12 protein-coding genes are annotated in these 13,027 nt (G+C 61.0%); 4 read left to right on the forward strand and 8 right to left on the reverse strand.

Annotation, left to right across the window (positions count from 1 at the left end; translation table 11 throughout):
• Positions 1-21 precede the first annotated feature (21 nt).
• Positions 22-810 (reverse strand): oxepin-CoA hydrolase, alternative type, encoded by a 789-nt coding sequence (locus KHO23_RS04405; RefSeq protein WP_211609787.1) that lies wholly within the window; start codon positions 808-810, stop codon positions 22-24.
• On the reverse strand, positions 807-2,363 hold the full coding sequence (locus KHO23_RS04410) for a 3-hydroxyacyl-CoA dehydrogenase (protein WP_211609788.1): 1,557 nt from the start codon (positions 2,361-2,363) through the stop codon (positions 807-809). The genes KHO23_RS04405 and KHO23_RS04410 overlap by 4 nt, the downstream gene beginning before the upstream one ends.
• A 126-nt stretch (positions 2,364-2,489) precedes the next feature.
• On the opposite strand from KHO23_RS04410, the gene KHO23_RS04415 reads away from it, so the two are divergent.
• Complete coding sequence (locus KHO23_RS04415; protein WP_211609789.1) at positions 2,490-3,137, forward strand: glutathione S-transferase family protein; 648 nt, start codon at positions 2,490-2,492, stop codon at positions 3,135-3,137.
• Positions 3,138-3,252: 115 nt separating this feature from the next.
• Here the strand turns inward: KHO23_RS04415 and KHO23_RS04420 are convergent, their stop codons facing one another.
• On the reverse strand, positions 3,253-4,425 hold the full coding sequence (locus tag KHO23_RS04420) for a pyridoxal phosphate-dependent aminotransferase (RefSeq protein ID WP_211609790.1): 1,173 nt from the start codon (positions 4,423-4,425) through the stop codon (positions 3,253-3,255).
• Positions 4,426-4,558: 133 nt separating this feature from the next.
• Positions 4,559-5,041 carry a putative toxin-antitoxin system toxin component, PIN family gene (locus KHO23_RS04425; protein WP_211609791.1) on the reverse strand — a complete coding sequence of 161 codons (483 nt, stop codon included), beginning with the start codon at positions 5,039-5,041 and terminating at the stop codon, positions 4,559-4,561.
• A 58-nt stretch (positions 5,042-5,099) separates the two neighbouring features.
• On the opposite strand from KHO23_RS04425, the gene yaaA reads away from it, so the two are divergent.
• Positions 5,100-5,882 (forward strand): peroxide stress protein YaaA, encoded by a 783-nt coding sequence (gene yaaA / locus KHO23_RS04430; protein WP_211609792.1) that lies wholly within the window; start codon positions 5,100-5,102, stop codon positions 5,880-5,882.
• A 34-nt stretch (positions 5,883-5,916) separates the two neighbouring features.
• Positions 5,917-7,071 (forward strand): M14 family metallopeptidase, encoded by a 1,155-nt coding sequence (locus tag KHO23_RS04435; protein WP_211609793.1) that lies wholly within the window; start codon positions 5,917-5,919, stop codon positions 7,069-7,071.
• A 119-nt stretch (positions 7,072-7,190) separates the two neighbouring features.
• Here the strand turns inward: KHO23_RS04435 and KHO23_RS04440 are convergent, their stop codons facing one another.
• From KHO23_RS04440 to KHO23_RS04455, 4 genes are all read right to left on the reverse strand, one after another.
• Entirely contained in the window at positions 7,191-7,856 is a 666-nt protein-coding gene (locus KHO23_RS04440; protein WP_211609794.1) for a BspC domain-containing protein, read from the reverse strand.
• A gap of 167 nt (positions 7,857-8,023) precedes the next feature.
• Positions 8,024-8,698 (reverse strand): energy-coupling factor ABC transporter permease, encoded by a 675-nt coding sequence (locus KHO23_RS04445; RefSeq protein WP_211609842.1) that lies wholly within the window; start codon positions 8,696-8,698, stop codon positions 8,024-8,026.
• A 112-nt stretch (positions 8,699-8,810) separates the two neighbouring features.
• Complete coding sequence (locus KHO23_RS04450) at positions 8,811-9,686, reverse strand: response regulator transcription factor (protein ID WP_211609795.1); 876 nt, start codon at positions 9,684-9,686, stop codon at positions 8,811-8,813.
• Positions 9,687-9,904: 218 nt separating this feature from the next.
• The gene (locus KHO23_RS04455; RefSeq protein ID WP_211609796.1) at positions 9,905-11,119 is read right to left on the reverse strand and encodes a DUF2863 family protein; all 1,215 of its coding nucleotides are present in this window, start codon (positions 11,117-11,119) and stop codon (positions 9,905-9,907) included.
• A 273-nt stretch (positions 11,120-11,392) separates the two neighbouring features.
• On the opposite strand from KHO23_RS04455, the gene KHO23_RS04460 reads away from it, so the two are divergent.
• Positions 11,393-12,508: an AI-2E family transporter gene (locus KHO23_RS04460; protein ID WP_211609797.1), complete on the forward strand. Its 1,116-nt coding sequence runs from the start codon at positions 11,393-11,395 to the stop codon at positions 12,506-12,508.
• Positions 12,509-13,027 lie beyond the last annotated feature (519 nt).

Below are 13,027 nucleotides of genomic sequence, written 5' to 3' on the forward strand. Positions count from 1 at the left end.
CGTCCCTTCGTTCACTTATGTTCACTTGTAGATTGGAGCGCGTTTTTCGAGGAACGCGGAAATCCCTTCGAGCCCGTCACGATGATGCAGGGATGCGACGAAGCCGTCGCGTTCGGCAACCAGATGTTCAGCGAGCGGCTGAGCACCGGCCGCGCTGATGAGCCCCTTGATGCGCGCTACCGAATTCGGCGAAATCTTGCCGAGCTCGTCAGCCCAGGCGACCGCGGTGTCGCGCACTGCGCCGGTCCTCGCCAGTTTGTTGACGACGCCGAGATCGTGCAGGCGCGTGGCGCCGATCGGTTTGCCTTCGATCAGCACCTCGGTCGCCAGTTGACGCGGTAATGCTTGTGCGAGAAACCATGAACCGCCACCATCCGGCGTGAGGCCCACGCGCGCATACGACATGACGAATTTGGCGTCTTCCGCGGCGACGATCAGATCGCACGCAAGCGCTAGCGAAAACCCCGCGCCGGCAGCGGCGCCATCAACGGCCGCGATCACCGGTTTCGACGAAAGACGCAGCGCCGAAATCCATTCGCCGAGCAGATCGATACTTTCCGCCTGCACCGAAGGATCTTTCGCGCGGTTTTCCAGCAAGCGATTCAGATTGCCGCCGGCACAAAAGAAATTGTCCGCGCCGGTAATCACGACCGCGCGAATGGAAGGATCGCGTTCCACCGACTCGAGCGCTTCGATGCCCGCGGCGTACATGTCCGGATGCAGCGCATTGCGTGCGCCGGGGTTCGACAGCGTGAGGACCAGCGTCGATTCGCTTTCGGTCGGGCGCGAGGTCAGCAGTTCGGCGCTCATTGTTGGGTCTCCGTTTGAGTGTCGGCAGCGTCGCGTTGCGTTAGCGACAGGCCAAGTTGTGCGCGCCGTGCAAGCCAGGGCGAAGGACGATAGCGCGGCTCGCCGAGCACGCTGAAGATATTGCGCAAGATGGTGAGGATCGTTTTCGCGCCGAGTGCATCGCCGAGTGCGAGCGGCCCGCGCGGGTAACCGAGGCCTAGCGTCACGGCGAGGTCGATATCGTCCGGCGTCGCGATCTGTTTTTGCGCAATGTCGCAGCCGATGTTGACGATGGTCGCCACGACGCGTTGCGCGACGAAGCCGGTCGAGTCGCGGATCACGGTGACGGGAATGCCGTCGGCGGCAAATAGTGCGTGCGCGGTCTCGCGTGCTGCGCGGCTGGTGGCGGGCGTCGTCATCAGCGTGCGGCGCTGTGCGGCGGCCAGCGGGAATAGGGTGTCGATGGCGACGACGCGCGTTGCATCGAGTGCTTCGTCGACGGCGGCCGTGGTCGCGTCATGACCGAACGGCGTTACGACGATCAGCGAATCCGCTGCGGGTGTAGCGCCATCGTCGAGCTTGACGCCGGTCTTGACGATGAGTTGCACGACGGCCTCATGCGCTTGCGGATAGCGCTTGCTGACCCACACGCTTTGCGGCAGTTCGGTCGGCGCGGACGCTTCCGCGGGCACTTGCTGCTTGCCGTCTTCATAGCGGTAAAAGCCTTCGCCGGTCTTGCGGCCGATCAGTCCGCCCGCGAGCCGCGTGCCTGTGATCGGCGAGGGGGTGAAGCGCGGTTCTTCATAGAACTGGTGATAGATCGATTCCATCACCGGATGCGATACGTCGAGCGCGGTCAGGTCCAGCAGTTCGAACGGCCCGAGGCGAAAACCTGCCTGTTCGCGCATGATGCGGTCGATGTCGGCGAAGCTCGCAACGCCTTCACCCGCTATGCGCAGGCCCTCGGTGTTCATGCCGCGACCCGCGTGATTGACAATGAAGCCGGGCATGTCCTTCGCGCGCACCGGCGTGTGGCCCATGCGTCGCGTGAGATCCATCAGCGCATCGCCGACGGCGGGATCGCTGCGCAGGCCGTCGATTACTTCGACGATCTTCATCAACGGAACCGGATTGAAGAAGTGATAACCGGCCACCCGCGACGGATTCGTGCAGCCTGCCGCTATGGCCGTAATTGACAACGACGAGGTATTCGACGCCAGCACGCAACGGCCGCTCACCACCGTCTCGAGCTCGCGAAAGAGGGCCTGCTTCACATCGAGCTTTTCGACGATCGCCTCGACGACCAGATCGCAATCGGCCAGATCGCCAATCACCTGCGCACCGCTCACGTTTGCTAGCGCGGCGAGCGAACGGGCCTGATCGAGCTTGCCTTTGGCGGTCAGTTTGGCGAAAGTCTCGGCAAGGTAGTCGCGCGCGGCGCCGATCGCGGCGGGATTCGTGTCGTAAAGACGCACGGTGAGGCCCGCCAGTGCGGCAATCTGGGCAATGCCACGGCCCATTGCACCGGTTCCGACAATGCCGATAGTCTCGATACTGAAATGACGAGAGGTCATTGTGATGGTCGACTCCATGGTTATTTTAGAATAGCACGATCGTGCAATTTACTGGATGATTGATCGAAGGCCGCTGCTTTGATGTTGACGAGCGGTCTCAAACAACCCGAAGAAAGGAGACACCCGATGATCAAGCTGTGCGGTTTCGCGCTCTCTAACTATTACAACAAGGTGAAGTTCGTGCTTCTCGAACACGGCATTCCGTTCGAGGAAGTGTTGGTGCTGCCGAGCCAGGCAGAGGCGCTGCTTGAGCATTCGCCGCTCGGCAAGGTGCCTTACATCCAGACCGAACACGGCGATCTTTGCGAATCGCAAGCCATAGTCGAGTATCTGGCCGCGCGCTTTCCCGACAAGGCAATTTTCTCCACTGATCCGTGGGAAGCGGCCAAGGAGCGCGAGTTGATCATGTTCGTGGATGTGCATCTCGAACTGACCGCGCGCAATCTCTACAAAGAAGCGTTCTTCGGTGGCACCGTGACTGACGCGACCAAGGCGCGTGTCGAGAAGCTGCTCGCGCATCACATCGCCGGCTTCAAGCGGATCGCTAAATTCGGGCCGTATTTGCGCGGCGAGCATTTCAGTGTCGCCGACATGGCAGGTTTTGTGAGCTTGCCGCTCGTCGGCATGGCGACGCAGACCATCTACGGCCGCGACTTCCTGCTCGACGCCGGCGTGGACTGGAAAAGCTATGTGAAGGCGATTAACGCCCGGCCGGCCGCGCAGCGCGTGACAGACGACCGTAAGGCGTATATCGCGGCCTCGCGTCCGGCCTGAGGCGTGGCGGCTTTGCGGTCGCGGGTGAAATGAACCCGGGCGTGCCGCGCACGCGTGGGCCGCTGCGCGCGATGGCGAGGAACGTGGGTTCGTTCGCAGCATCGCGCGGGGCGTCCTAGAGCCGCGCCAGCCGTTCGAGCGCCATGGCGAGTGTGGCTTCCTGCTTGGCGAAGCAGAAGCGCACCACGCCCGATTCATGGGCCTCGTGATAGAACGCCGACACCGGAATCGCCGCGACTCCGATCTCGCCGGTCAGCCATTGTGCGAATTCGGCTTCGGGCAAGTCGCTGATCGCCGAATAATCGACGCACTGAAAGTACGTGCCCGTGCAAGGCAGCAGCTTGAAGCGTGAATGTGCGAGACCGGCGCGGAAGAAGTCGCGTTTCTTCTGATAGAACGCGGGCAGATCCAGATACGGGGCCGGATCGTTCATATATTCCGCGAGACCGACCTGCATCGGCGTGTTGACCGTGAAGACGTTGAACTGGTGCACTTTGCGGAATTCGGCTGTGAGCGCGGCGGGCGCGGCTACATAGCCGACTTTCCAGCCGGTGACGTGATAGGTCTTGCCGAAGCTCGACACCACGAAACTGCGCTGCGCCAGTTCCGGATAGCGCGCGACGCTTTCGTGCGGTGCGCCGTCGTACACCATGTGTTCGTACACTTCGTCCGACAGGATCAGCACGTTGGTACCGCGCACGATTTCTTCGAGCTTGCGCATGTCTTCAGCACGCCAGACCGTACCGGTCGGATTGTGCGGCGTGTTGATCAGCAGGAGCCGCGTTTTTGGCGTGATCGCGGCGGCGAGCTTGTCGAACGGGATTGCGTAGTCGGGCGCCTCGAGCGTGACGAATACCGGTTTGCCGCCGGCCAGTTCGATCGACGGCAGATAGCTGTCGTAGGTCGGCTCCACCACGATCACCTCGTCGCCCGGATGCACGGTGCAGAGAATCGCGGTCAGCAGCGCCTGCGTGGCGCCCGCCGTCACGGTGATCTCGCTGGCGGCGTCGTAGCGGCGGCCGTACAGGTTCGCGATCTTGTCCGAAATCGCCTGACGCAGTGGCGCTGCGCCCGCCATCGGCGGGTATTGGTTGTGGCCGTCACGCATTGCGTTCGTGACCGCGTCGACAATGCGGGGATCGCAGCCAAAGTCGGGAAAGCCCTGGCCGAGGTTCACCGCGCCTTTTTCGGCGGCGAGCGCGCTCATTACGGTGAAAATTGTCGTGCCGACGTCCGGCAGGCGAGACGGAAACGAGGGACTCATGGGCGTGTCGTGCGGTGCATTCATGGCGCTGTCCGGAGCGTGGTCGAGTGAGTTGGCGAATTGACAGGGGGCGTCGTTCAAAAGGACGAAGCCTGATTGTAGGGAATCGCGGCGCAACGTGCGCGCGGTCGTCCCGATGCCGGCCATCCGGCCAGGGTCATGCGGGCGCTGGCCCGTCTGCCATCCAGGAGCTGACGAACGGCGCCGGTTGTGCAATCTGGAAACCGAAATCGCGCGCAATCCGCTTGGCGAGTTTCAATACCGCGCGGTCTTTCGATACCAGCCAATCGGCCTGCGCGGCGTGCGCGAGTTCGAGGAATTTCTGGTCGTCGCGGTCTTTGCATTTGGGCAACGGCCTGGCATCTTCCGCGGGTGCGGCGGGTTCGACCAACTGCGCGAGGCGTGTGACGACGGCAAGCGCCGCCGCCTTGTCGACATTGCGATGCACGAATTGCGGATAGTCGAGCACGTAGGTGAGTTCGGCGAGGCAGCGTGCATCGATCAGCGCGGCGAGCGCGCCACTTTCGAGCGCGGCACGGATGGGCCGCGTGTGCGGATCGTCGAACACGAGAATATCGATCCAGACATTGGAATCGAGGACGACGCGCAAAGCGCCGTGTGAGGCATGGGAACCGGGCATTCGTTACAATCTGGCTTTCGTCTTTGACCGCCAGGCACGGCGTGCCTGCAAGGCCTCTATGATAATCGTTCTGTCGCCGGCGAAATCGCTCGACTACGAAACCCCTCCGCATGTCAAAAAGCACACGATCCCCGATTTCGTCGACGATGCGGCCGAATTGATCGGCGGACTGCGCCTTTTGTCGCCGCAGCAAATCGGCTCGTTGATGAGCATTTCCGATCAGCTCGCGCACCTCAATTTTCAGCGTTACGCAGAATGGTCGCCCAGCTTTGGCACGCACAACGCCAAGCAGGCGGTGCTCGCGTTCAACGGCGATGTGTATGAAGGTTTCAACGCCAGGACGTTGTCGTCGGCCGATCTGGACTACGCGCAGAATCACGTACGCGTGCTTTCCGGCCTGTACGGATTGCTGCGCCCGCTTGATTTGCTGCAACCGTACCGGCTGGAAATGGGCACGCGGTTTGCCAATACGCGCGGCAAGGATCTGTACGCGTTCTGGGGCGAACGGATCACGCAGGCTTTGAACGTGCAACTGAAGAAGAAAGCTGCCGCGTCGCGCGTGCTGGTCAACTGTGCTTCCGGTGAGTACTTCAAGTCGGTCAAGCCCCAGCTTCTGGAAGCGCCGATTGTCACGCCGGTGTTCGAAGACTGGAAGGGCGGCCGCTACAAGATCATCAGTTTCCACGCAAAGCGCGCACGCGGTCTGATGGCGCGCTACGCGGTCGAAAACCGTCTCGACAAGCCCGAGCAGTTGAAAGACTTCGACTCCGAAGGGTACACGTTCAACGCCGAGGCCTCGAACGATTCCACTTTCGTATTCCGTCGCCGTATCGCTGATTAAGCGATTGCGGCGCACACAAGCAGGGAAGAACATCATGACGTTATCGATTACGAGCAACTTCGACGCGGGTGCGATCGAAGTGCTGGCATGCGAAGACGCGGGCAATATCCGTCTGCGCGTGCGGTCCGACAGTCACGCCGAATTCGCACAGTGGTTTTATTTCCGTCTGTCCGGCGCGGCCGGCGAGCGCTGCGTGATGACCTTCGAAAATGCCGCGGCGTGCGCGTTTGCCGAAGGCTGGCGCGACTACCAGGCGGTGGCAAGCTATGACCGGGTGAACTGGTTCCGCGTGCCGACTTCCTACGACGGCCGTGTGTTGACGATCGACCACACGCCGGATTTCGACCGCATCTACTACGCGTATTTCGAGCCGTATAGCGAAGAACGTCACTCGGAGTTTCTCGGCGCGGTCCAGCAGATGCCGCAGGCCTCGCTGACGGAGCTGGGCAGGACCGTGGAAGGCCGGCCGATGTCTCTGCTGACGCTGGGCACACCGCAAACGGGCGATACGCCCAAAAAGAAAATCTGGCTGATCGCGCGCCAGCATCCTGGCGAGACGATGGCCGAATGGTTTATTGAAGGTCTCATCAAGCGTCTCGCGGGTTGGGGCGATTGGGCAGGCGATCCAGTGGCGCGCAAGCTCTACGATCACGCGGTGTTCTACATCGTGCCGAACATGAATCCGGACGGCAGCGTGCACGGCAACCTGCGCACCAATGCGACGGGCGCGAACCTGAACCGCGAATGGATGGAGCCGGACGCCGTGCGTAGTCCGGAGGTGCTGGTGGTGCGTGATGCGATTCACGCAACCGGTTGTGACCTCTTTTTCGATATCCACGGCGACGAGGCGCTGCCGTATGTGTTTGTGGCCGGCTCCGAAATGCTGCCGGGTTTCACCGAGCGGCAGGCCGAGGAGCAGAAAGCCTTCATCGAAGCATTCAAGCATGCGAGTCCGGATTTTCAGGACAAGTACGGCTACGCCGCGAGCAAGTATCGTGAGGACGCGCTCAAGCTGGCTTCCAAGTACATCGGTAACGAATTCGGTTGTTTGTCGTTGACCTTGGAGATGCCGTTCAAGGACAACGCCAATCTGCCGGACGAGCGGGTGGGTTGGAACGGCGAACGTAGTGCGTCGCTGGGCGCCGCCATGCTGCAAGCGATTTTGCGGCACGTGGAGACGTTTGCCTGACCTGTCGTTGTATATAAAAACGGGGCACACACTCTGAAGTGTGTGCCCCGTTTGCTTCTGGAGGCGCCGCATGACCCGCGGCGGCGCGGGTCAGTTGAAATGGCCGCGGATCAAGCCCGTTATTGAGTCTGTTTCGCCGTGGACTTCTTCGCGGTCGATTTGCTCGAAGACTTGCTGGAAGTCGCTCGCGAAGATTTTCCCGAGCTAGCCGTCGAGGATTTTCCGGTCGCTTTCTTCGTAGTTTTACCGCTCGCGGAGTGCTTGCTCGTCACGCTCTTGTGCTTGCCTGAGGACGTTCGCGATCCCGCAGAGCCGGAGCTATGCGCGCGGGCCGGTGGCACCGGATCGTTCCAGCTGAACGCCAGCATCTGGGGGCCTACGTAGCCGCAGCGGAACTTGAGATCGGCTGGGTCCCCGTCGCCGCTCTGACGGATTCCGAGGCCTTCGACGGTAACGATGTTGTCCACCTTGACGCGCTGCTTGCCCTCGTCGAATGAATCGTTCCAGGGCGTGACCGACGCATGCGCGCTGTCGAATGAGCTGGGTGGAAATTCGACATGGTCGAAGGCGGTTGATGTACTTGCAACAAAATTGCCGTGAGCAGCACAGTCCGCGACGAGCGGGTCTGCATGCATGTCATTGACAAATTTGTTGACGAGATCGTTGTGCTGTTCGAGTTGATCGGCGTATGCGGGAGCAGTGCAAATGAGCGAGAGACCCGCTGCAAATGTTGCTAACCGGCCGACCAGCCGCAGCAATCGGCGCGGTACGTTGGTGCGATCCATCTAGTTCGTTAGACGCTAATGAGACATGAGGCACGTAAGATGCCCGGCGGGAGGGATGAGTTCAATCCTGACACAAATATTTTGTCCTGTCGTGGTGCGTGGACTCAGGCGCTGTATGTGCCGAGATGACGGATTGCCGCAGATACGTGCTCGATGCCGCGCCCGTGTCAGGTGCGTGGCCCGCCCAATCGGTATCGACGCACATCATATGTGGTAACCCACGCGGGGCGGTAGACCGCGATCAGTGCTGTCGACATGCCCGTGAACCAGGCCTCGCCGGAGGCTAGCAGAAGCACGCTGAACGCGTAGCCGGCTGGCACTACGGTCATCGAACCGTCGGCGAGCGCGATGTGAACACCGAGTGCCGCGGCCGCCGTGAGCGACACGGCAATGGCGGGTGAGACAAAACCTTGGCCGAAGATAAACATGAAGAGGTTACGCGGCAGCCAGGCGATGCTGGCGCGCTGGATCAAGGTCGAGATGCCGACAGGCAGCGCACCGAACACGAGGAAAGTTAGCGCGATGCCTTGCCACGGGGCGTCGAAGACGACGGCGGCGAGACCGGTGACTATCGCCATGGCGATCAGCGCCAGCGCCCAGTCGAATAACGTGACGACCAGTGTGGCGCCGAGCAGATGCATGACGGTGCCGTCGTCGAGCCACGCATTGCTTGCCCACAGCACCGACACCGCGACGATGATCGCGAGCCAGACATGCTGGAGTGTGCCGTCCTGAAGTCGTTTGAAAGGATTTTTCCACAGCGCGAGCGCGACCACTATCGCAGTGGCGATCCAGCCACCGACAGCGACCCAGAACGGAAGCGGTGTGTAGAGGAAACCCATGTATCTCATATTACTCGTTGGACGAGAAAAGGTGTGAGCGGATTCCATGCCAGCCGGCGCGAACGCTGCCAGAAGGGGTGCATTCCGATTCTGGTGCGAGCGCCGGCTGACGTTATGCCGAACCTTGTGCAACCGATTCTGCCGTCGGCCCAACGGGCGCCTCGTCGTAAGGCGTGCCTGGCTCAGCTGCCATTGGCAGCGTGTCGGCCGTGTCGTTCGCGGGCAACGGATACTGGAAGCGCCGCAGTGTGCGGCGCCGCAATGGGACCACGCCGGCTTGCCCCATTACCGGACGAGCCGTGCTTTCGCCATCGTTGCGCAGTACTTGCAAATGGGCCGACAGCCAGCCGTTGTAGAGCGCGACCGCGGCGGCGCGATTAGGTGCTCCGAGTTGCTGGAAAATGCTGGTCAAATGGATCTTGACGGTGCCTTCACTGATGCCGAGCGTGCGCGCGATCATCTTGTTGGTGCTACCCATGTGGACGCAACGCATGATCTGCTCCTGGCGGGGCGACAGGCCTCCGGAAAGTTTGGTCCGGCGCGGTGGCGGACTCTTCTCGTCGAACGGCCGGATGGCGATATCCGGCGGTAGCGGAGGGTTGAGGGCCAACGCACCCGGCGGCACGTAGTGACCGCCCAGAAGAACCATCTCGAAAGCGCGCACGATCAGGCACGGGTCGGTTTCGCGCGGAACTACGCCGAGCACACCTTCGTCCATTAGATCTCGCACGGCAGTTGGAGAGGCCTCGTCGGTCAGCACTGCAATGCGCAGGTCCGGGTAATGGCTGAGCAGGTGACGGGTATCGTCAACCGACATCCAGTCCTGCCAGTCGATCACGAGCAGGTCGGGCCGCAGGCGCTTGAGCGTACGTTCAATCTGACGCCAATCCTGTGCTTCGTTAAAGCGCGCCAGCCGGTCGATTTGCCGCAGCAGTGCTTTGAGTCCATCGCGTCGTTCCGCGTCTGAGTTGAGTATTGAGAATCGCATGCCATGTCTCCAGATGAATCGGGCGAGGTGGCGCGATGCGTGCGGGCCGGCGAGGGTGCCGGGAGCAGGACGATGCGCCACCGGCACTATGATGACAAATTCCCTTCGATTTGACGGCCTGTCCAAAAGGCATAGGAGGAATGACGTAAAAAAGCCCCGCGAGTGGCGGGGCTTCGTAATGTCGAAGGTGCGGCGCAATGACGCCGACACCAGTTGGGTCAGTGGAAATGCGGTTGCGCGGGCTCTGCGTCTTCCGGCATTTCGGCGTGGACGATTTCGCCGAGCGGGTCCGCGTAGAGCGGGACACCGCAGTCATCGCAATATTCCGGCTCGAAGCGGCCCGCGTGGCGGCGCACGTCTGTCACGCCGGTTTCCTTGAGCAATGCGACGATTTCTTCGAGCGGGTCGTCTGACGCAGCCGTCTCTTGCGGTTCTTCGTCGATGCCGGGCTCGCCGTTCTCGCGGCCGTAAAGTGGCCACACGACTCCGTAGATCACATCGTTGCTGCCTCGGCGCGTGAAGCCGACGCGGTATTCGTCGATACGGCGTTCGCCGAAGCCCGCGACAACCGCGCGCAATTCCTGTGGCGCCGTACCGATCGTGTCGAACAGATAACGCACGGCGGTACGTACCGTATGAGGGCGCACGCTTTCGTCGGCGTCGCGGCAGGCTGAATAGTAGGCATCCGGCAGCAGACACTCGAACTCACATCCGGGCAGCACCAGCGACAGATTAGCGCCGCCTTGTGTTGCCCATTGTTCGAGGCATTGGCCGCGCTCGATCCGGCTGCCGTTCTCTTCTTCCTGCCAGCGAAACGACGGCTCGCCTACTGGCGCCGCGACTACAGCTAGCAGAAAGCGCGGGTCGGCCAGGATTGGCGACGTTTCCGGCAGTTCGCCAAAATTGAGTTTGACGTTGCCGCCGGCCATTGCTGCCTGAGCAAGTTGCTGGGCAATACGCCAGGTTTCGACGTGGTGACGCGGCAGTTGATCGATGCTGTAAAGGAACGGCACCATGGCGACACGCGTATTGGCCGCGAGCACGTGCGCCTGCAGGTGTGCCCGCAGCGCGTCGGCCGCGTCCGCTTTAAGCGGGCCGGAAGGAATCATGTAGCGTGTCCAGGCCAGCACCGGCGCGGCAATCAGCAGCGCTTCATAAGGAACGCCTTCATGGTCGATGATGAACGACTCGCTGTGCGTTTCCGCCATGTCGGCGAGTGCGCCATATGCATCAGGATGATTTTGCTGCAGATGATCGAGCGCGGCGTCCAGCGTTGTCTGGTTGGCGTTGCGGACGATCTTGGCCAGCAGCGCGTCGAGCTTCGCTTCCCAGAAGCGGTCCTCGGTGCGGCTGCCCGACGCGAAAAGCGCGAGCGAAAGACCGACAAGCTTGTCGGCATCGGGGGGGAGACGTTTGGCGATTCGCGAGCGCATAAATCCGAAAATTGGGAGAGCACAGAACCTTATATTCTAGTCTTTTCTATGCCGCCATATTATTTGGCTGACTATGCCGGATGGATCGGGACATTTCCGCATCAGCAAGAAGCCTGTTGCGGGCGTCGTCAGACACGTTGCTTGGCGTCCTGGCCAGATGATATAAGACATGCCCGGGGGGCGTGACTGGCTTCTATACTGACTGCCTTCAGTGGGCGCCTGACAAAAGTAGGCCTATTCGTCGCTTTGGCCTGGCACAACAGGAGATTCATAGTGAAATCGGACCAACTGATTGAACGTCTCGCCGCAGTGTTCGCGTTGATCATATTGGTGGGTGGTTCCCTGCTGGTGCTTGCGCCTTTTACGACCGCGCTGCTGTGGGGCGCCATCCTCAGTTATAGCTCGTGGGGCCTGTACCGGCGGCTCACTGCGGCAGTCGGGGGGCGGCGGAAGCTGGCCGCGACGTTGATCGTCCTCATCATTCTGGTTGTGGTGCTTGGCCCGTTCGTTTATGCGGGCTTTGCTTTCGGCGCGCATGTTCACGACATCGTCGCGTTGGTGCAGCGGCTCTTTGAGGCTGGCTTGCCGGATCTGCCCTCGTGGGTTGGGCGAATCCCGCTGGTTGGCTCGAACATCGAGACCTTTTGGACGAATGTAACGAGTAGCAACTCTGAACTGATCGCGCAAATGCGGGCACTTGCGGCGCCGGCAGGCAAGTGGATTCTGGCGGCTGCGATCGCCGTTACGCACGGTCTGGGATTGTTGGCGCTGAGTATCGTGCTTGCGTTTTTCTTTTATACCGGAGGGGAGGGCGCTGCGGCTTGGCTGAGGGCTGGCATGCGGCGCATCGCCGGCGAACGTGCTGACTACCTGCTCACGCTGGCGGGCAGCACGGTGAAGGGCGTGGTCTACGGAATTCTCGGTACGGCGCTTGTGCAAGGCATTCTTGCCGGTTTCGGTTGCTGGATTGCGGGCGTCCCTGCGCCGGCGCTGCTTGGGCTTGCGACGTTCTTCCTGTCAGTTGTGCCGGGTGGCCCGGTTGTCGTCTGGTTGCCTGCGGCGGTCTGGCTGTATCACGGCGGTGCAACGGGTTGGGCAATATTTCTGGTTGTGTGGGGCGTGTTGGTCGTTGGCATGTCCGACAACGTCATCAAGCCGATCCTGATCGGCAAGAGTAGCGATATGCCGCTGATCCTGGTGATGCTGGGTATCCTGGGCGGTGCGTTTGCTTTCGGCTTCCTTGGTGTTTTCATTGGGCCGACGTTGCTGGCTGTTGCCTATACCGTGCTGCACGATTGGACGATCGGCGCCTCGGCCGCGCGCGCACTTGCATCCGACGCGGAAGTACCGGCTGTCGAGGAGTCGGGACGCATAGAAAAGGCGCCTTGAAATAAATTCCAGATACCGCTTGCAAGGCACGGTCCGGCTCGCTAGAATCTCGCTCTTTCGTGCTCCGGACAGCGGGGCACGGGGAGCGGGAGAGCCAGCAGTGGCAAGGCTTTGCGCGAAGTGAGCGGGTTGAGAAAGTTAAAGAAACCTGTTGACGGCGTAGCGAAAGTTCTTCATAATCTCGTTTCTCTGCTGCTGATGCAGCGACGCAGAACGAAGCGGTACCGGGTGGTTGAAGTTGGTGCTGTGACGGTAGTGAATGCGTAATCGATCTTTAAAAATTAACAGCCGATAAGTGTGGGCGCTTGATGCGCGACGCGAGCCAGGTTCTTCGGGATCTGGCATAAGCGAAAGTATCAAGTCTCACACTAGTATTAAAGGAAGGTTTTCCTGTCTTCGGACAGGATGATCATTCGTCAGTACGTTGAGTGAGCGACCGGTCCTTAACTGGACCGAAAAACAGTAACAGGTTTGAACTGAAGAGTTTGATCCTGGCTCAGATTGAACGCTGGCGGCATG

It is taken from the genome of Paraburkholderia haematera, from assembly GCF_905220975.1.
GTDB lineage: Bacteria > Pseudomonadota > Gammaproteobacteria > Burkholderiales > Burkholderiaceae > Paraburkholderia > Paraburkholderia haematera.

Excerpts from the sequence above, each read along its gene's own strand:
- KHO23_RS04435 (WP_211609793.1), top strand. The coding sequence starts at position 5,917 with ATGACGTTATCGATTACGAGCAACTTCGACGCGGGTGCGATCGAAGTG.
- KHO23_RS04425 (WP_211609791.1), bottom strand. The coding sequence starts at position 5,041 with ATGCCCGGTTCCCATGCCTCACACGGCGCTTTGCGCGTCGTCCTCGAT.
- KHO23_RS04415 (WP_211609789.1), top strand. The coding sequence starts at position 2,490 with ATGATCAAGCTGTGCGGTTTCGCGCTCTCTAACTATTACAACAAGGTG.
- KHO23_RS04450 (WP_211609795.1), bottom strand. The coding sequence starts at position 9,686 with ATGCGATTCTCAATACTCAACTCAGACGCGGAACGACGCGATGGACTC.
- KHO23_RS04445 (WP_211609842.1), bottom strand. The coding sequence starts at position 8,698 with ATGGGTTTCCTCTACACACCGCTTCCGTTCTGGGTCGCTGTCGGTGGC.
- KHO23_RS04405 (WP_211609787.1), bottom strand. The coding sequence starts at position 810 with ATGAGCGCCGAACTGCTGACCTCGCGCCCGACCGAAAGCGAATCGACG.
- KHO23_RS04440 (WP_211609794.1), bottom strand. The coding sequence starts at position 7,856 with ATGGATCGCACCAACGTACCGCGCCGATTGCTGCGGCTGGTCGGCCGG.
- KHO23_RS04410 (WP_211609788.1), bottom strand. The coding sequence starts at position 2,363 with ATGACCTCTCGTCATTTCAGTATCGAGACTATCGGCATTGTCGGAACC.
- KHO23_RS04455 (WP_211609796.1), bottom strand. The coding sequence starts at position 11,119 with ATGCGCTCGCGAATCGCCAAACGTCTCCCCCCCGATGCCGACAAGCTT.
- KHO23_RS04420 (WP_211609790.1), bottom strand. The coding sequence starts at position 4,425 with ATGAATGCACCGCACGACACGCCCATGAGTCCCTCGTTTCCGTCTCGC.
- yaaA (WP_211609792.1), top strand. The coding sequence starts at position 5,100 with ATGATAATCGTTCTGTCGCCGGCGAAATCGCTCGACTACGAAACCCCT.